This is a genomic window from Streptomyces tritici, assembly GCF_048500665.1.
GTDB lineage: Bacteria > Actinomycetota > Actinomycetes > Streptomycetales > Streptomycetaceae > Streptomyces > Streptomyces tritici.
This window is the reverse complement of record NZ_CP183183.1, coordinates 1,044,409-1,062,399: the sequence shown is the minus strand read 5'-3', so window position 1 is coordinate 1,062,399 and position 17,991 is coordinate 1,044,409. Positions and strand designations below refer to the sequence as shown.

Sequence of the window (17,991 nt, the reverse complement as noted above, 5' to 3'; positions counted from 1 at the left end):
AGCACGATGCCGAGGACCCCGTCAGAGGAACGTCCGGCCCTCGCCGCGGTACGTGGGCACCGTCGCCGTGACCCGGTCGCCCTCGACCAGGTGCAGCCGGTCGAACCGCTCGCACAGCTCCCCGGCCTTCGCGTGCCGGAACCACACCTTGTCCCCGATCAGCAGATCGTCGGCGGCGGGTCCGAGCAGCGGCGTCTGCACCTCGCCCGGCCCCTCGCGCGGGTCGTACCGCAGCCCCGCCGGCAGGTACGGGACCGGCAGCCGGTCCCGGCCCGCCGCGCCCGACGCTGGGTAACCCCCGCCGAGCACCGTCACCACGCCCACGCCGGGGCGGCGGACCACCGGCTGGGCGAACAGGGCGGCGGGGCGGCCGGCGAACGACGAGTAGTGGTCGAACAGCCGCGGCACGTACAGGCCCGAGCCGGCGGCGATCTCCGTCACCGCGTCCTCCGCGGCGGTGTGCTGGACGCTGCCGGTGCCGCCGCCGTTCACGAACTCCAGGTCCGGCGCGACCGCCCGCACGGCACGGACCGCGGCCGCGCGGCGCGCCGCCAGCTCCTTGCGCGCCGCGGCCTGCATGAGCCGGACCGCCCGCGAGCGCAGCGGACGGCCGTCCACCGCGTCGCCGACGCCGGCGACATGACCCTCGTACGCCATCAGGCCGACCAGCCGGAACCCCGGGCGGCGCGCCACCGAACGCGCCAGCTCGGCCAGCTGCGCCGGCTCGTGCAGCGGAGAGCGGCGGGCCCCGACCCGGACCCGGCCGCCGAGCAGACGAAGCGAGGTATCCAGCTCCAGGCAGACCCGGACGGTCTCCCGGCCGCCGTCGCGCGCCCGGTCGATCAGCTCCAGCTGCGCCGGGTCGTCGATCATCACCGTCACGGACGCGGCCAGCTTCTCGTCGCCGGCGAGCGCGGCGAAGCCGGCGCGATCCGCGGAGGGGTAGGCGAGGAGCACGTCCTCGAAGCCCGCCCGCGCGAGCCACAGCGACTCGTCCAGCGTGAACGACATGATCCCCGCGAAGCCCTCGCGGGCCAGGGCCCGTTCCAGCAGCGCCCGGCAGCGCACGGACTTGCTCGCCACCCGTATCGGCTTCCCCGCGGCCCTGCGCACCAGGTCGTCGGCGTTGGCGTCGAACGCGTCCAGGTCGACGATCGCCACGGGCGCGTCCAGATGGGCGGTGGCCCGGTCGTACCGGGCGCGGTCGGCGGCACGGGGAGTCATGGCCCGAGCTTGCCAGACCGCACTACCCGAGGGTAAGGGGATCATCCGGTCAGAACCCCCGCGGTTCCCGTCCGGGGCGGAACAGCCCGTAGAGTGACGCCCATTGCCAGGCCGGTACGAGCACCCGTACGACTGTGCGTGGGTACGACGACGGAAACGAGAACGAGCGGGGGGACGCGCGATGCCGACCGACGCCCACCCGTCGCCCCAGCCCCATCCCCAGGCCCCGTCACCCCAGCAGCCCCCGTCCCCCCGGGCCCCCGCGCCAGCTCAGCCCGCGCCCGCGCAGGCACAGACCGCGCAGACCCCAGCCGCACCGGCCCAGGCCGTGCCCGCGCCGCAGCAGCCGTCGGCTGCGCAGGCCGGGTCGTCGCGCCCCCAGGGGCCGGCAGGCCAGCCGCCGCAGCGCCCCCGGGCCACCGCGCCGGCCCAGTCCGCGTCCGCGCAGTCCGCGCAGGCACAGACCGCGCAGACCCCAGCCGCACCGGCCCCGGGCGTGCCCGCGGTGCAGCAGCCGTCGGCTGCGCAGGCCGGGTCGTCGCGCCCCCAGGGGCCGGCAGGCCAGCCGCCGCTGTCGCCCCGGAACCCCGTACCGGCGCAGGCCGCACCGGCCCCATCCGCCGCCCCCGCGCCCCAGCCGTCGGCGACCCCGCAGGCCGGGGCGTCGCGCCCGCAGGCGCAGGTGCCGTCCGCGCCTCAGCAGCCCCCCGCCGCGCCGGTCCCGTCCGCGCGGCCGGCGGGCGCGCAGACCTCCCTCGTGCCGCCGCAGTCCACGGCCACGGGTCCGCAGCGGACGCCCCCGCCCCCGGCCGTGCCGCCGCGGCCCACGACGGTCCCGCGGTCGCCCGCCGCCGGGCAGCCCTGGGCCGTGCCCGTTGCGGCCGTGCCGGACGAGGACACCGCCCGGCTGCGGGCCACGCCGCCGCGCGCGTACCCCTCCTTCTCCTACGCCGTGCCGCCCGAGACGCCCAGCGAGACGACCACGCGGCTGCGGCCGATCCGGGAGCGGCGGTTCGGGTGGGTCGTCGCGGCGGGCACCTGCCTCGTCCTGGGGCTCGGGCTCGTCGGCGGGGCCGTCGCCGGTGTCGTCCTGGCCCGGCAGGGGCACGGGGCCGCACAGGAGCCTGCGGGATACGCCGAGGCCCGGCGGGCCTGGCACAGCACGCCCGTCGACACGCTCTTCCCGCGCAGCCTCAAGGGCCCCGGCGCCGGCCCCGGCGGGGCCGACCGGGCGTGGACCCGCGTCGCCGTCGCGCCCGACGCGCCCTGCACCCCCGCCGTGCTCTCGCCCGCGCTCGTCACGACCCTCCGGCCCGCCGGCTGCGTCCGCGTCGTCCGCGCCACGTACACCGACGCCACCGCCACCGGCGTCGTCACCGTCGGCCTGGTCTTCACCGAGGCCGACCCCGCCGCCATGTCGACCCTCACCCAGCAGCTCACCGCCGGGGGCCGCGCCAAGCGCGCCGACCACATGCCGCGCGCCCTGGCCGCCCCCGGCACCCCCGCCGCCCGCTTCGGCGACGCCCAGCGCGCCAGCTGGCAGCTCGCGGCCGTGCCCGAACTGCCCGTCCTCGTCTACGCGGTGTCCGGCTTCGCCGACGGCCACCCCGTCCCCCGCCCCCAGCCCGCCGCCGAAGCCATGGACTCCCGCCAGACCACCGCCCCCGCGCAGGCCGGCCTCGGCCACGAGGCCAAGGGCGTCGCCGACCGCGTCGAACGCGGACTGCGCCGCGTCGTCGCCGCGGCCGCCCGGGAGGGCGAGCGGTGACGCGCCCCCGCCCCCTCCTGGCCCGGCTCCGCGCCCTCGCGCTGCCCCTGGCCGCCGCCTTCGTCGTGCTGCCCGCCGCCGCCCCGGCCCACGCCGACACCATCCGCGCCCGCCAGTGGGGGCTGGAGGCGCTGCACACCTCCGATGCCTGGCGCACCACCAAGGGCCGCGGCATCACCGTCGCCGTGCTCGACACCGGCGTCGACGCGAGCCACCCCGACCTCGCCGGCAACGTCCTCGCCGGCAAGGACCTCATCGGCTTCGGCGCGGAGCGCGGCGACCGCGCCTGGGCCCGCCACGGCACCGCCATGGCCGGCATCATCGCCGGACACGGCCACGGCCCCGGCCGCCAGGACGGCGTCCTCGGCATCGCCCCGCAGGCGACGATCCTGCCCGTCCGGGTCATCCTCGAAGGCACCGACAAGGCCCGCGCCCGCGCCCGCGAGACCCGCGGCGGGGCCCTCGCGCAGGGCATCCGCTGGGCCGCCGACCACGGCGCCGACGTCATCAACCTCTCCCTCGGCGACGACAGCGAGTCCGCCCACCCGGACGCCGAGGAGGACGCGGCCGTCCAGTACGCCCTCGCCAAGGGCGTCGTGGTGGTGGCCTCCGCGGGCAACGGCGGCGACAAGGGCGACCACATCTCGTACCCCGCCGCCTACCCCGGCGTCATCGCCGTCGCCGCCGTCGACCGGTACGGCACCCACGCCTCGTTCTCCACCAGCCGCTGGTACGCCACCGTCAGCGCACCCGGCGTCGACGTCGTCATCGCCGACCCGGACCGCCGCTACTACGAGGGCTGGGGCACCAGCGCCGCCGCCGCGTTCGTCTCCGGCGCCGCCGCGCTCGTCCGCGCCGCGCACCCCGGTCTGACGCCGGCGCAGGTGAAGCAGCTTCTCGTCGACACCGCGCGGAACCGCCCCAAGGGCGGGCGCAGCGACGACAAGGGGTACGGCACCGTCGACCCGGCCGCCGCGATCCGGGAGGGCGGGAAGCTCGCCGCCACCGCGAAAGCCGCCGCCGGGCAGGCCGCGGCCGCCGGACACCAGGGCCGGTACTTCGGCGCGGGGCCCGCCCCGGAGGCGGGCGACGACCGGCCCGTCGGCGTGCTCGCGCCGGCCGCCGGCGGCGTCGGCGTGCTGCTGCTGGTCGCCGCGGTCGTCCTGTGGCGCGGCAGCCGCACCCCCGCCCCGCGCCGCCCCCGCTGACGCACCACGGCCGACCGGCGCCGCCCCCGCGACCGCCGCATTCCGCCGCCCCGCGCCGCCCCCGCCGGACCGAGCGACCCGCCGTGCCCTGCCGACCCGCTGGACCGGGCGACCCGACCCGCCCCGCCCCCGACGCGCCGCGCCCTTGCCGACCGCCGCGCCCCGCCGACCCGCGCCCCGCCGGACCGAGCCATCCGCCGCCCCGCCGACCCGCCCCGCCCCGCCGACCCGCCGGACCGAGCGGCCCGCCCCGCCGGATAGGCTCGGGGGGTGGCGCTCAAGAACATCCCGGACTCCGGTTTCTCCGACGACGACGGCACCGCGGACCCGCGGCTCACCGCGGCCCTCGCCGCCTGGGCGGAGGACCGCACCGCCCACGCGCCGGTCCTGGAGGCGCTGAAGAGCGCCCGGCTGCTGGTCCCGGTCGTCGCGATGCTCGGCGAGGTCGAGGAGGACCCGGAGACCGGTCTGCGCCGCGAGAAGACCAGCGACATGGCCGTGCCCACGCTCACCGCGGGCGACCGCCGGGCCCTGCCGGCCTTCACCTCGATCGCCTCGCTGGCCCTGTGGGACCCGGCCGCCCGGCCCGTGGCCGTACCGCTGCACCAGGCCCTGGCCGCCGTCGCGCACGAGAAGGCCGACACCCTCGTGCTGGACCTGGCGGGCCCCGTGCCGTACCAGGTGACCGGCCCCGCCCTGCTGGCCCTCGCGGAGGGCCGCACCAGCACCGACCCGCTGCGGGACCCGGCCGTACGGGACGCGGTGCGCGCCGCCGTGGCCGGCGAGCCCGCCGTCGTACGGGCCTACCTCGGCCCCGGCGCGACGGACGGCACCCTGGCCCTCGTCCTCGCCGACGGCGCCGCCCCGGCGGAGGCCGCCCAGCGCGTGGCCCGCGCCCTGGCCGCGGACGACACACTGAGGGCCCGCCTCGTGCGGGGCCTCGACCTGGCACTCCTGCCGGCCACGGCCCCGCCTCCCGGCGAGCCCTTCTACGTACGCGACTGAGGTACGGGAGCTCCCGTACCGGTACGGACTAGCCGTACACCGGCCCCGTGTACTTCTCGCCCGGGCCCTGGCCCGGCTCGTCCGGGACGATCGACGCCTCGCGGAACGCCAGCTGCAGGGACTTCAGGCCGTCCCGCAGCGGCGCCGCGTGGAACGAGCTGATCTCCGTCGCGCTGGCGTCCAGCAGACCGGCCAGCGCGTGCACCAGCTTGCGGGCCTCGTCCAGGTCCTTGTGCTCCTCGCCCTCCTCGGTCAGCCCGAGCTTCACCGCGGCGGCGCTCATCAGGTTCACGGCGACCGTCACGATCACCTCGACCGCCGGGACCTCCGCGATGTCGCGGGTCATGGCGTCGAAGTCGGGGGAGTCGGGGGAGTCATTGGTGGGCGTCTCACTCATGGGGCCCACGATATGCCCCGCCGGGCGGCGGCCCTCCGGTTAGCCCTCGCCCCGGGGACCTGCTAACCTTGTGTAACGACCGGCCGGACACCTGCGTGCCCGGCCCACAAGTGGAGGCTCCGACTTCCCACCTTGCCGCCCTCAGGGGCGGCGGGTCACCGGTCAGGCGGCCGCCATCGTTCCGTACGGACGATGGAGTCGCCCGATGTGCGCCCCGCGGTACACCGCGGCGGTGCTCCGGTATTTCCGTGGAGCCCCGCCTGTGTCCCGTCCGGGGCATTTTTCGTGCGCCGGCATGGTTGGTCTCAACGTTCTACACGTGACGTGTCCGTCCGCCAAGGCGGTCGCGTGGTGCTACCGAGGAGGATCCATCAGCGCCGAGCCCCGCATCAACGAGCGGATTCGCGTTCCCGAGGTGCGTCTTGTCGGCCCCAGCGGCGAGCAGGTGGGCATCGTCCCGCTTGCCAAGGCCCTGGAGCTCGCGCAGGAGTACGACCTCGATCTGGTTGAGGTCGCGGCGAACGCCCGTCCGCCCGTGTGCAAGCTCATGGACTACGGGAAGTTCAAGTACGAATCGGCCATGAAGGCCCGTGAGGCGCGCAAGAACCAGGCGCACACGGTCATCAAGGAGATGAAGCTCCGGCCGAAGATCGACCCGCACGACTACGACACCAAGAAGGGTCACGTCGTCCGGTTCCTCAAGCAGGGTGACAAGGTCAAGATCACGATCATGTTCCGTGGTCGTGAGCAGTCCCGGCCGGAGCTCGGTTACCGACTGCTGCAGCGCCTCGCGGAGGACGTTCAGGAGCTTGGCTTCATCGAGTCCAACCCGAAGCAGGACGGCCGGAACATGATCATGGTTCTCGGTCCCCACAAGAAGAAGACCGAGGCCATGGCCGAGGCGCGTGAGGCCCAGGCCGCACGCAAGGCCGAGCGCCAGGGCGGTGCGTCCGAGGCGCCGGCCGAGAAGTCTTCGGCCGACGAGTCGGCCGAGAACGCCGAGGCGTGATCCGGCGGGGGCTGCCCTCCAGGCAGCCCCCCGGACCGCCCGGCACCACCACACGAAGAATTGACGCTCCCGGTCGCCCGGTGCCCGCACCGGAGGGAGCGCCACTGACGAGGAGAGAACGGCGCCATGCCGAAGAACAAGACGCACTCCGGTGCCAAGAAGCGCTTCAAGGTCACCGGCTCCGGCAAGATCCTGCGGGAGCGCGCCGGCAAGCGCCACCTGCTCGAGCACAAGTCGTCCAAGCTGACGCGTCGCCTCACCGGCAACGCCGAGATGGCCCCGGGCGACTCGGCCAAGATCAAGAAGATGCTGGGCATCTGACCCTGATCTCCCGCCCTCGTTGACGAGGGCTTCCGGCCCAGTCCGGGACCCAATGGATTTCGGGTCGTGTGAGTACCACCACGGCCCCCCTACAAGGAGTTAAGAAGTGGCACGCGTCAAGCGGGCAGTCAACGCCCACAAGAAGCGCCGGGCGATCCTCGAGCAGGCCTCCGGCTACCGCGGTCAGCGTTCGCGCCTGTACCGCAAGGCCAAGGAGCAGGTCACCCACTCGCTGGTCTACAACTACAACGACCGCAAGAAGCGCAAGGGCGACTTCCGTCAGCTGTGGATCCAGCGCATCAACGCCGCTGCCCGCCTGAACGGCATGACCTACAACCGCCTCATCCAGGGCCTGAAGGCTGCCAACATCGAGGTGGACCGCAAGATCCTCGCGGAGCTGGCCGTCAACGACGCCAACGCGTTCGCCGCGCTGGTCGAGGTCGCGCAGAAGGCTCTGCCGGCCGACGTCAACGCCCCGAAGGCCGCCGCCTGATCCTGCAGGCCGCAGTACTTCCGCCCGGACCCGCAGGCGCTCGCCTGCGGGTCCGGGTGCGTCAGCCCCCGGACCACGAGAGAGAACCGCCGCAGCCCATGGTCACCCCCGAGCCGATCTCCCCGCGCTCCCCGCGCGTCGTCGCCGCCCGGCGGCTCGCCAAGCGCAACTTCCGGGGCAAGGAACGCCGGTTCATCGCCGAGGGCCCGCAGGCCGTCCGGGAGGCCGTCGCCCACCGCGGCGGCGACGGGCAGCCCACCCTCGTGGAACTCTTCACCACGGCCGAGGCCGCCGAGCGGTACGCCGACATCGTCGAGGCCGCCCGCGCCACCGGCGCCCGCGTCCATCACGCCTCCGACGCCGTGCTCGCCGAGGTCTCCCAGACCGTCACCCCGCAGGGCCTGCTCGGCGTCTGCCGCTTCCTCGACTCGCCGTTCGAGGAGATCCTCGCCGCGAAGCCCAGGCTCGTCGCCGTCCTCGCGCACGTCCGTGACCCCGGGAACGCCGGCACCGTGCTGCGCTGCGCCGACGCCGCGGGCGCCGACGCCGTCGTCCTCACCGACGCCTCCGTCGACCTGTACAACCCCAAGTCCGTGCGCGCCTCCGTCGGTTCGCTGTTCCACCTGCCGGTGGCCGTCGGCGTCCCGGTCGAGCAGGCCGTCGCCGGACTGAAGGAGGCCGGCGTGCGGATCCTCGCCGCCGACGGCGCGGGCGAGGACGACCTCGACGACGAGCTGGACGCCGGCACCATGGGCGGCCCCACCGCATGGATCTTCGGCAACGAGGCGTGGGGGCTCCCGGAGGAGACCCGCGCCCTCGCGGACGCCGTGGTGCGCGTCCCCATCCACGGCAAGGCCGAGAGCCTCAACCTCGCGACGGCCGCCGCCGTGTGCCTCTACGCCTCCGCGCGGGCCCAGCGACCCCGCCGTACCCACTGAGGGGGTCCAAACCGTCACCTTCAGCTAGTAGGGTGACGGGCTCGGGGGCCCACTGCGTCACACGGAGGGGTGGGATACGGGGATGACGGCCGACACGGACACGGACAGGCCCGCAGGCGAGCCGAGCGCGCCGCCGCACGACCCCGAACCGCGCCGTCCCGCCGCCGGGCCGCACCCGGCCCCCGCCGAGCCCCACGCGGCCGGCGCCGCGCCCACGCCCCTCGCCGACGCCGACGGCCCGCCGGACGGGCTCGTCGCCGCAGGGACCGTAAACCCCGACGGCCCGCCCGACGCGCTCGTCGTCGCCGCGACCGTGGACCCCGACGAGCTGCCCGACGGGCTCGTCGTCGCCGACGCCGCCGGCCGGGTCGTGTGCTTCAACGCCGCCGCCGCACGCATCACCTCCGTCCCCCCGGCCCGCGCCCTCGGCCGCCCCCTGGAGCAGGCGCTGCCCCTGGAGGACCTCAAGGGCCGCCGCTGGTGGACGCTCACCGACCCGTACGGCGGCCTCGCCACCCGCACCGGCCAGCCCGAGCGCAATCTGCTGCTGCCCGGCGGCCGCGAGGTCCTGGTCTCCGCCCGCTACGTCCGCGACACCCCCGCCGGCCCCGTCCGCCGGGTCGTCGTCAGCCTCCGCGGCACCGAGGCCCGCCGCCGCACCGAACGCAGCCACGCCGAACTCATCGCCACCGTCGCCCACGAGCTGCGCTCCCCGCTCACCTCCGTCAAGGGCTTCACCGCGACCCTGCTCGCCAAGTGGGAACGGTTCACCGACGACCAGAAGCGCCTGATGCTGGAGACCGTCGACGCCGACGCCAACCGCGTCACCCGGCTCATCGCCGAACTGCTCGACATCTCCCGGATCGACTCCGGCCGGCTCGAAGTCCGCCGCCAGCCCGTGGACATCGCCGCCGCCGTCGGCCGGCACATCCAGGCCCACACCGCCGGCGGCCAGTCCCCGGACCGCTTCTTCGTCCGCGTCCGCCCCGGACTGCCCGCACTCTGGGCGGATCCGGACAAGATCGACCAGGTGCTCGGCAACCTGCTGGAAAATGCCGTGCGCCACGGCGAGGGAACCGTCACCATCGACGTGGCACCCGCCATCGCGCAGGACGACGAGAAAGGCACGGCCGTCACCGTGAGCGACGAAGGCCCCGGCATCCCCGAGGAGTCGATGGGCCGTGTCTTCACCCGCTTCTGGCGGGGGAGCAAGCGCGGCGGCACCGGCCTCGGCCTCTACATCGTCAAGGGCATCGTCGAGGCCCACGGCGGCACCATCACCGTCGGCCGCGGCCCCCGAGGCGGGGCCGAATTCCGATTTGTCCTGCCCGTCGGCGCCCCGGCCTATCTCGCCTGACGAGACCGAAGCCGCGCAGGCCGCCCACGGGCCCGAACGCGTCCCCGCGCCCCGTTAGACTCGACCTTTGGCACGTTTGCGCCCTTGTCGTCGAGCGGGGGCCGCGCCCAGCCAGCCAACGGAAGCACGGGAAGAGATGTCGGCACCCAATAAGTCGTACGACCCGGTCGAGGTCGAAGCCTTGAAACCGGAAGAGATCGAGCGCATGCGGGACGAGGCGCTCGCCGCCTTCGCGGCCGCCGGCGACCTCGACGCGCTCGCGCACGCCAAGACGGCGCACACCGGCGGCACCTCGCCGCTGGCCCTCGCCAACCGGGAGATCGGCGCGCTGCCCCCGCACGCCAAGGCCGCCGCCGGCAAGCTCGTCGGCCAGGCCCGCGGAGCGGTCTCCAAGGCGCTGGCCGCCCGCCAGGCCGAGCTCGAGGCCGAGCGCGACGCCCGGGTCCTGGTCGAGGAGGCGGTGGACGTCACCCTGCCGTACGACCGCGTCCCGGCCGGCGCCCGCCACCCGCTGACCACGCTGATGGAGCGCGTCTCCGACGTCTTCGTCTCCATGGGCTACGAGGTCGCCGAGGGTCCCGAGGTCGAGGCGGAGTGGTTCAACTTCGACGCCCTCAACTTCGTGCCGGACCACCCGGCCCGCCAGATGCAGGACACCTTCTTCGTCCAGGGCCCCGAGGGCACCACGGGCGACGAGTCCGGCATCGTGCTGCGCACCCACACCTCCCCGGTGCAGGCCCGCACGCTCATCGACCGGGAGCCCCCGGTCTACGTCGTGTGCCCCGGCCGCGTCTACCGCACCGACGAGCTCGACGCCACGCACACCCCGGTCTTCCACCAGATCGAGCTGCTCGCCGTCGACGAGGGCCTCACCATGGCCGACCTGAAGGGCACCCTCGACCACATGGTCCAGGCGCTCTTCGGCCCGGACATGAAGACCCGGCTCCGCCCCAACTTCTTCCCGTTCACCGAGCCGTCCGCCGAGATGGACATGCTCTGCTACGTCTGCCGCGGCGAGTCCGTCGGCAACCCCGACCGCCCCTGCCGCACCTGCGGCAGCGAGGGCTGGATCGAGCTCGGCGGCTGCGGCATGGTCAACCCGAAGGTGCTCGTCGCCTGCGGCGTGGACCCCGAGAAGTACAGCGGATTCGCCTTCGGCTTCGGCATCGAGCGGATGCTGATGTTCCGGCACAACGTGGAAGACATGCGAGACATGGTCGAGGGTGACGTCCGGTTCACCCGGCCGTTCGGGATGGAGATCTGATGCGGGTCCCGCTTTCCTGGCTGCGGGAGTACGTCGACCTGCCGGCGACGGAGACCGGCCGTGACGTGCAGGCCAAGCTCATCTCCGCCGGCCTCGAGGTCGAGACGGTCGAGCAGCTCGGCGCCGGCCTGACCGGCCCGCTGGTGGTCGGCAAGGTCCTCACCATCGAGGAGCTGACGGAGTTCAAGAAGCCCATCCGCTTCTGCACCGTCGACGTCGGACAGGCCAACGGCACCGGCGAGCCGCAGGAGATCATCTGCGGCGCCCGGAACTTCGCCGAGGGCGACAAGGTCGTCGTGGCCCTGCCCGGCGCCGTGCTCCCCGGTGACTTCCGGATCGCCGAGCGCAAGACGTACGGCAAGGTCTCGCGCGGCATGATCTGCTCCGGCGACGAGCTCGGCATGGGCGACGACGGCAGCCACGGCATCATCGTGCTCCCGCCGGAGCACGAGGTCGGCACCGACGCCCTCGCGCTCCTGGAGCTGTACGACGAGGTCCTCGACATCGCCGTCACCCCGGACCGCGGCTACTGCCTGTCGATGCGCGGCGTCGCCCGCGAGACCGCCATCGCGTACGGCCTGCCGCTGCGCGACCCGGCGCTGCTCGACGTGCCCGCCCCGAACTCGTACGGCTACCCGGTCACGGTCACCGACCCCACCGGCTGCGACCGCTTCGTGGCCCGCACGGTCAGCGGCCTCGACCCCGAGGCCCGCTCGCCGATCTGGCTTCAGCGCCGCCTGCAGAAGGCCGGCATGCGCCCGATCTCGCTGGCCGTCGACATCACCAACTACGTGATGCTGGAGCTCGGCCAGCCGCTGCACGCCTACGACCGCAGCCGCGTCCAGGGCACCATCGGCGTGCGCCGCGCCGAGGAGGGCGAGCACTTCGTCACCCTCGACGGGGCCCACCGCGCCCTGCACCACGAGGACCTGGTCATCACCGACGACCGCGGGCCGATCGGCCTCGCCGGCGTCATGGGCGGCCAGAACACCGAGATCGCGGACTCCGTGACCGACCCCGAGACCGGCGCCGTCACCGGCACCACCGAGGTCGTCATCGAGGCCGCGCACTTCGACCCGATCGCCATCGCCCGCACCGCGCGCCGCCACAAGCTCTCCTCCGAGGCGTCCAAGCGCTTCGAGCGCGGCGTCGACCCGCAGGCCGCCGCCGCTGCCGCGCAGCGCACGGTCGACCTGCTGGTGCTGCTCGCGGGCGGTACGGCCGAGGCCGGCGTCACCGAGATCGTCGCGCCGTCCGGGCCGCGCACGGTCGCCATGCCGGCGAACCACCCCGACAAGGTCGCGGGCGTCGCCTACGGCCGCGAGACCGTCGTCCGCCGCCTGCAGGAGATCGGCTGCGACGTCTACGGCCAGGACGAGCTGATCGTCACCGTGCCGTCGTGGCGGCCCGACCTCAACGAGCCGAACGACCTCGCGGAGGAGGTCATCCGGCTCGAGGGCTACGAAAACCTGCCGTCGACGCTGCCCAAGCCGCCTGCCGGCCGCGGGCTGACCGAGCGGCAGCGCACCCGCCGCCGGGTGGGCCGCGCGCTCGCCGGCGCCGGCTACGTCGAGGCCCTGAACTACCCGTTCATCGGCGAGCAGGTCCTCGACCAGCTCGGCCTCGACGCCGACGACGCCCGCCGCAACGTGGTGACCCTGGTCAACCCGCTCTCCGACGAGGAGCCCGCGCTCCGTACGACGCTGCTGCCGGGCCTGCTCGGCGCGCTGCGCCGCAACGACGGGCGCGGCAGCCACGACCTGGCGCTCTTCGAGGCCGGTCTGGTCTTCCGGCCGGGCGAGAAGCCGGGCGAGGCGGAGCGGCTGCGGGTCGACGCCCGGCCCGCCGACGAGGACCTCGCCGGACTCGACGCCGCGCTGCCCGCGCAGCCGTACCGCGTCGCCGTCGTCCTGGCCGGCGGCCGCGAGCAGGCCGGCTGGTGGGGCAAGGGCCGTCCGTCCGACTGGGCCGACGCGATCCAGGCGGCTCGGATCGTCGCCGCCGAGGCCGGCGTCGAGCTGATCATCGGCGCCGACCAGCACGCCCCGTTCCACCCGGGCCGCTGTGCCGCGTTCCACGTGATCGTGGACGGCGAGCAGGTCCTCGCCGGCCACGGCGGCGAGCTGCACCCGCGGGTCGTCAAGGCGCTGGGCCTGCCGGCCCGGACCTGCGCGATGGAGCTGGACCTCGACCTGCTGGAGCGGGCGAACCAGGGGCCGCTGAAGGCCCCGCGGATCTCGTCCTTCCCGGTCGCCACCCAGGACGTCGCCCTGGTCGTCGGCGCGGACGTGCCGGCCGCCACGGTCGAGTCGGCGCTGCGCGAGGGGGCGGGTGAACTCCTGGAGTCCATCCGGCTGTTCGACGTCTACACCGGCGACCAGATCGACGCGGGCAAGAAGTCCCTGGCGTACGCGCTGAAGTTCCGCGCCCCGGACCGCACGCTCACCGTCGACGAGGCGTCGGCGGCCCGCGACGCGGCCGTCGCGCTTGCGGCCGAGCGCTTCGGCGCGACGCTCCGCGGCGCGTAGCCACCGCCCACGGCCGGAGGGCCGTCGCCGGGACCTCCCGGCGGCGGCCCTCCGCCGTTCCCGCCGCCGTGTCGCCCCGCCCGCCCGGCCTGACAAGTCCCCGGCCGTGCGGTGCAATGGTCGTGGGAGACGTCATGGACGTGGCTGCGGAAGTCGAACGGGCGCGGGACGCCTTCGCGCGTCAGGCGTGGTCGGAGGCGTACACCGCGCTCTCGGCCGCCGACCGGGCGCGACCGCTCGGCCCCGACGACCTGGTGCGCCTGGCCACCGCCGCCAGCCTGGCGGGCCGCGACGAGGAGTGCGGCGCGGCGACCGAGCGGGCCCACCACGCCTACCTGGACCTCGGCGAGACGGCGCGCGCCGTGCGCTGCGCCTTCTGGATGGCCGTGCCGCTGCTGCTGCGCGGCGAGCGCGCGCGCGGCGGCGGCTGGCTCGCCCGGGCCCGGCGGCTCCTCGACGAGGGCCGGCTCGACTGCGTGGAGCAGGGCTACCTGCTCTTCCCGCAGGGCCTGCGGCTCGCCCACAAGGACCCCCGGGCCGCGTACGCCACGTTCACCGAGGCCGCCGCGATCGGCGAGCGCTTCGGGGACGAGGACCTGGTGACGCTGGCCCGGCACGGCCAGGGCCGGGCCCTGATCTACACGGGCGACACCGCCGCCGGGACGGCCCTGCTCGACGAGGCCATGGTCGCGGTCAGCTCCGGCCGGCTCTCGCCGCTCGTGACCGGCCTGGTGTACTGCAGCGTCATCGAGGCCTGCGAGGAGATCTACGACCTGCGCCGCGCCCAGGAGTGGACGGAGGCCCTGTCGGACTGGTGCGCCGCGCAGCCGGACCTCGTGCCCTACCGCGGCCAGTGCCTGATCCACCGCTCCCACGTGCTGCAGACCCACGGGGCCTGGCCGGATGCCTTGGACGAGGCGCGCCGGGCCTGCGAACGGCTCGCCGCGTCCCCGGGACGGGCGGTCCTCGGCATGGCGCTCTACCAGGAGGCCGAGCTGCACCGGGTCCGCGGGGCCTTCGACCGCTCCGAGGAGGCGTACAGGAACGCCGGCGCCTGCGGGCACCGGGCCCAGCCGGGCCTCGCGCTGCTGTGGCTGGCCCAGGGGCGGACCGACGCGGCGGCCGCGGCCATCCGCAGCGCCGTGGACGAGACCCCGGACCGGCTGCGCCGGGCCCGGCTGCTCGCCCCGTACGCGGAGATCATGCTCGCCGCCGGTGACGTGCCGGCCGCCCGGGCCGCCGTCGACGAGCTGACGCGGACCGCCGGGGACCTCGACGCGCCGCTGCTGCGGGCCGTCGCCGCGCAGGCCCGCGGCGCCGTGCTCCTGGCGGAGGACGACCCCGCGGCGGCGCTCGACGCGCTGCTGGAGGCGGGCCGGATCTGGGACGAGATCGAGGCCCCGTACGAGCGGGCGCGCGGCCACGTCCTGCTGGGGCTCGCCCGGCGGCGGCAGGGGGACGCGGGCACCGCCCTGCTCGAACTGAACGCGGCCCGCCAGGTGTTCCGCGAACTCGGCGCGGTCCCCGACCTCGCCCGCCTGGATGCCCTCACCCGCGAGGCCCCGCGCGGTGACGACCGGCTCAGCCCACGCGAGATCGAGGTCCTGCGGCTCGTCGCCACCGGCCGGACCAACCACGCCATCGCCGCCGAACTCGTGCTCAGCGAGAAGACCGTGGCCCGTCACCTCAGCAACATCTTCGGCAAGCTCGGCCTCTCCTCCCGGGCCGCCGCCACGGCCTACGCCTACGAGCACGAACTGGTCGGCCGGCGATGGGCAGAATGACCCATCGCCGCCGCCCCGCCCGATTGGGACGTTCTCCCGAAGCCGCCGGGCCGACGGGTGCCTAGTGTCGGGTCCAGGAACGCACGAGGAGGCCCGCGATGAACCCCACCGACAGGCTGGAACACATCGAGACGGTCGTCATCGGCGCAGGTCAGGCGGGTCTCTCGACCGGTTACCACCTGGCCCGCCGCGGCCGCCCGTTCGTCGTCCTCGACGGCAACGCCCGCATCGGCGACAACTGGCGCTGCCACTGGGACTCGCTGCGGCTGTACAGCCCGGCCAAGGTCGCCTCGCTGCCCGGGATGCGCTTCCCCGCGCCGCCGATGTCCTTCCCCGCCAAGGACGAGATGGCGGACTTCCTGGAGGCGTACGCCGAGCGGTTCGACCTGCCGGTCCGCACCGGCGAGCGCGTCGCCCGGCTGGGCCGCGAGGACGGGTCGTACGTCGTCGAGACCGGCACCACGACCTACGTCTGCGAGCACGTCGTCGTCGCCTCCGGCTCGTTCGGCCGGACCCCGTACGTCCCCGCCTTCGCCGACGGGCTCGACCCGCGCATCGCCCAGCTGCACTCCAGCGCCTACAAGAACCCCGGGCAGCTGAGGCCCGGCGGGGTGCTGGTGGTCGGCGCCTCGCACTCCGGCGGGGACATCGCGTACGAGGCGGCCACGGCCGGCCGTCCGACCGTGCTCAGCGGGCGGATCCGCGGCGAGATCCCGTTCGACATCGAGGGCCGCCCGGCGCACGCCGTCTTCCCGGTCCTGTGGTTCCTCGCGCAGCACGTGCTGAACCTGCGGACCCCGGTCGGCCGGAAGATGCGCCCCGAGGTCCGGGCCCACGGCGGGCCGCTGATCCGGGTCAGGCGGGCCGACCTCACCGGCGCCGGCGTCGAGCTGGTCCCCGAGCGGACCGTCGGCGTGCGCGACGGGATGCCGGTCCTCGACGGCGGCCGGGTCCTGGACGTGGCGAACGTCGTCTGGTGCACCGGCTTCCGCCAGGACTTCTCCTGGATCGACCTGCCGGTCACCGGCGAGGACGGCTGGCCGCTGGAGCGGCGCGGCGTGGTCGACTCCGCGCCCGGGCTGTACTTCGTCGGCCTGGCCTTCCAGTACGCCTTCGCCTCGATGCTCATCGGAGGCGCGGGCCGGGACGCGGAGCACGTGGTGAACCATCTGGTGAGGCACCGCTCCGGAACCGCCGCGAAGGAGCGCACGGCGGCGCACGCCTGACGCCGCGCGCCCGGCGCTCCCGCACGGCCGGCCGGCTGCGCACCCGTACGGCGGTCCGCCGTCTGTGCGGGTGGCGCGGCCCTGGCGCAGGGAGGCGAACGCCGGGCGCTCACTCCTTCGGGTGAGAAGTCTGGCGGATGTTCCCCCGTGACCGGCCGCGTCGACAGAATCGACGCGGCCGCAGGGGCCGGCCTGCGTGCTGGAGGGCCTCAGGGAGGGCCGTGCATGATCCGTACAAGGTCGTCGCACTCCGAGGGCTCCCGGCTGCGCCGGTTCGGCCCGCTCGTCCTTCCCGGCGTCTGGGGTGCCGCGGCCGTCACCTGGAAGCTCGTCTGTCCGCTCGCCCAGCAGCCCGGGCTCGCCATGCGCATCGCCACGAGTGCGCTGTTCTTCAGCGTCGGCACCGGGCTCGTCCTCGGCATCCGCCGCGGCTTCGCCCGCGAGCTGGAACGGATGCGGGCCATCGCCCACGCCGCCCAGCGCGTCGTACTGCGCCCGCTGCCGCCCCGGCTGGACGGGCTCGCGCTCGCGGCCGCCCAGCTGTCCGCCTCCCGGGGCGCGGAGGTCGGCGGCGACCTGTACGAGGCGGCCGCGACCCCGTACGGCGTGCGCCTGCTCATCGGGGACGCCCGCGGGCACGGCCTCGCCGCGCTCGGCGCCGTCGCCGCGGTCCTGGGCAGCTTCCGGGAGGCCGTCCACGACGAGCCGCAGCTCGGCGGTGTGCTCCGCAGACTGGACCGGGCGCTGGCCCGGCATCTGCGCGACCGGGCCCGCGACGAGCACCCGGCCGGGGGAGCGGAGGAGCCCCAGCACCCGGCGGCCGAGGAGTTCGTCACCGTCCTGCTCCTGGAGATCCGCGCCGACGGGTCCGTACGCGCGCTCAACTGCGGCCATCCCGGCCCGGTCCGGCTCGCCCGCACCGCCGAGGCCCTGCCGGCCGGCGACCCGCTGCCGCCGCTGGGCGCGTTCCCGCTGCCGGCCGAGCTCACCCCGTACTCCTGCGGCCGGCTGCGGCCCGGCGAGGCGCTGCTGCTGCACACCGACGGCGTCGAGGACGCCCGGGACGCCGGCGGCCGGTTCTTCCCGCTGGACGCGGTCCTCGCCGACGCCCTGCGGGAGGGGCCCGTCGTGCCGGCGGCCCTCGTGGAGCGGGTGCACACCGCCCTGCTGCGGCACACCGGCGGCCGGCTCGCCGACGACGTGGCGCTGCTCGTCGTCCGCAACGACCGGGTGCGGGTCCCGGCGCAGCCCGCCGAACCCGGGCTGCGCCGTACCCGACCGGCGCCGTACCCGCGTTGAGGGCCGGGGCCTTCCGGTCGGCGCCGCCCGCCCTGCCACGGAGTGTCGGGCAGACGGCAGGACGGACGGCGCGGGGCGGGCCGTCGCACTGTACGAGGGGGAGCAGACGGCCCGGCCGCCTCCGGGGAGGCGGGTCCCTCCTCCGTGAGGGGCAGGCGCCCTCAGCGGAG

Annotated in this window: 15 protein-coding genes; 13 read left to right on the top strand and 2 right to left on the bottom strand. The window is 75.3% G+C overall.

The features are described 5' to 3' along the window. Nucleotides 1-21: 21 nt before the first annotated feature. Entirely contained in the window at nucleotides 22-1,224 is a 1,203-nt protein-coding gene (locus ACNJ93_RS04930; RefSeq protein WP_418956087.1) for an amino acid deaminase/aldolase, read from the bottom strand. 682 nt (nucleotides 1,225-1,906) lie between these two features. Here ACNJ93_RS04930 and ACNJ93_RS04925 point away from each other — a divergent pair. From ACNJ93_RS04925 to ACNJ93_RS04915, 3 genes are all read left to right on the top strand, one after another. Next, nucleotides 1,907-2,992: a hypothetical protein gene (locus ACNJ93_RS04925; protein WP_418956086.1), complete on the top strand. Its 1,086-nt coding sequence runs from the start codon at nucleotides 1,907-1,909 to the stop codon at nucleotides 2,990-2,992. After that, nucleotides 2,989-4,200 carry a type VII secretion-associated serine protease mycosin gene (gene mycP, locus ACNJ93_RS04920; protein ID WP_418956085.1) on the top strand — a complete coding sequence of 404 codons (1,212 nt, stop codon included), beginning with the start codon at nucleotides 2,989-2,991 and terminating at the stop codon, nucleotides 4,198-4,200. The genes ACNJ93_RS04925 and mycP overlap by 4 nt, the downstream gene beginning before the upstream one ends. A 270-nt stretch (nucleotides 4,201-4,470) precedes the next feature. Continuing rightward, nucleotides 4,471-5,205 carry an SseB family protein gene (locus ACNJ93_RS04915; RefSeq protein WP_418956084.1) on the top strand — a complete coding sequence of 245 codons (735 nt, stop codon included), beginning with the start codon at nucleotides 4,471-4,473 and terminating at the stop codon, nucleotides 5,203-5,205. 28 nt (nucleotides 5,206-5,233) lie between these two features. Here ACNJ93_RS04915 and ACNJ93_RS04910 read toward each other — a convergent pair whose 3' ends face one another. Beyond that, nucleotides 5,234-5,602, bottom strand: a complete 369-nt coding sequence (locus tag ACNJ93_RS04910; RefSeq protein WP_418956083.1) for a DUF1844 domain-containing protein — start codon at nucleotides 5,600-5,602, stop codon at nucleotides 5,234-5,236. Nucleotides 5,603-5,897: 295 nt separating this feature from the next. Between ACNJ93_RS04910 and infC the strand changes: the two genes are divergently transcribed. The 10 genes from infC (at nucleotide 5,898) to ACNJ93_RS04860 (ending at nucleotide 17,821) form a co-directional block, all read left to right on the top strand. Continuing rightward, nucleotides 5,898-6,611: a translation initiation factor IF-3 gene (gene infC / locus ACNJ93_RS04905; protein ID WP_418956082.1), complete on the top strand. Its 714-nt coding sequence runs from the start codon at nucleotides 5,898-5,900 to the stop codon at nucleotides 6,609-6,611. 126 nt (nucleotides 6,612-6,737) lie between these two features. Further along, on the top strand, nucleotides 6,738-6,932 hold the full coding sequence (rpmI, locus tag ACNJ93_RS04900) for a 50S ribosomal protein L35 (protein WP_041128339.1): 195 nt from the start codon (nucleotides 6,738-6,740) through the stop codon (nucleotides 6,930-6,932). 106 nt (nucleotides 6,933-7,038) lie between these two features. Further along, nucleotides 7,039-7,425, top strand: coding sequence for a 50S ribosomal protein L20 (rplT, locus tag ACNJ93_RS04895; protein ID WP_019884941.1), 387 nt, complete (start codon nucleotides 7,039-7,041; stop codon nucleotides 7,423-7,425). 98 nt (nucleotides 7,426-7,523) lie between these two features. Beyond that, nucleotides 7,524-8,363 (top strand): TrmH family RNA methyltransferase, encoded by an 840-nt coding sequence (locus tag ACNJ93_RS04890; protein WP_418956081.1) that lies wholly within the window; start codon nucleotides 7,524-7,526, stop codon nucleotides 8,361-8,363. An 82-nt stretch (nucleotides 8,364-8,445) separates the two neighbouring features. Next, nucleotides 8,446-9,720, top strand: coding sequence for an ATP-binding protein (locus tag ACNJ93_RS04885; RefSeq protein ID WP_418956080.1), 1,275 nt, complete (start codon nucleotides 8,446-8,448; stop codon nucleotides 9,718-9,720). A gap of 136 nt (nucleotides 9,721-9,856) precedes the next feature. Beyond that, on the top strand, nucleotides 9,857-10,984 hold the full coding sequence (pheS, locus tag ACNJ93_RS04880) for a phenylalanine--tRNA ligase subunit alpha (RefSeq protein ID WP_418956079.1): 1,128 nt from the start codon (nucleotides 9,857-9,859) through the stop codon (nucleotides 10,982-10,984). After that, entirely contained in the window at nucleotides 10,984-13,512 is a 2,529-nt protein-coding gene (gene pheT / locus ACNJ93_RS04875) for a phenylalanine--tRNA ligase subunit beta (RefSeq protein ID WP_418956078.1), read from the top strand. Before pheS ends, pheT begins: the two co-directional genes overlap by 1 nt. A 134-nt stretch (nucleotides 13,513-13,646) precedes the next feature. Further along, nucleotides 13,647-15,296, top strand: a complete 1,650-nt coding sequence (locus ACNJ93_RS04870; RefSeq protein WP_418956077.1) for a LuxR C-terminal-related transcriptional regulator — start codon at nucleotides 13,647-13,649, stop codon at nucleotides 15,294-15,296. Between the two features lie 98 nt (nucleotides 15,297-15,394). Further along, complete coding sequence (locus tag ACNJ93_RS04865; RefSeq protein ID WP_418956076.1) at nucleotides 15,395-16,522, top strand: flavin-containing monooxygenase; 1,128 nt, start codon at nucleotides 15,395-15,397, stop codon at nucleotides 16,520-16,522. Between the two features lie 225 nt (nucleotides 16,523-16,747). Further along, entirely contained in the window at nucleotides 16,748-17,821 is a 1,074-nt protein-coding gene (locus ACNJ93_RS04860; protein ID WP_418956075.1) for a PP2C family protein-serine/threonine phosphatase, read from the top strand. Nucleotides 17,822-17,991 lie beyond the last annotated feature (170 nt).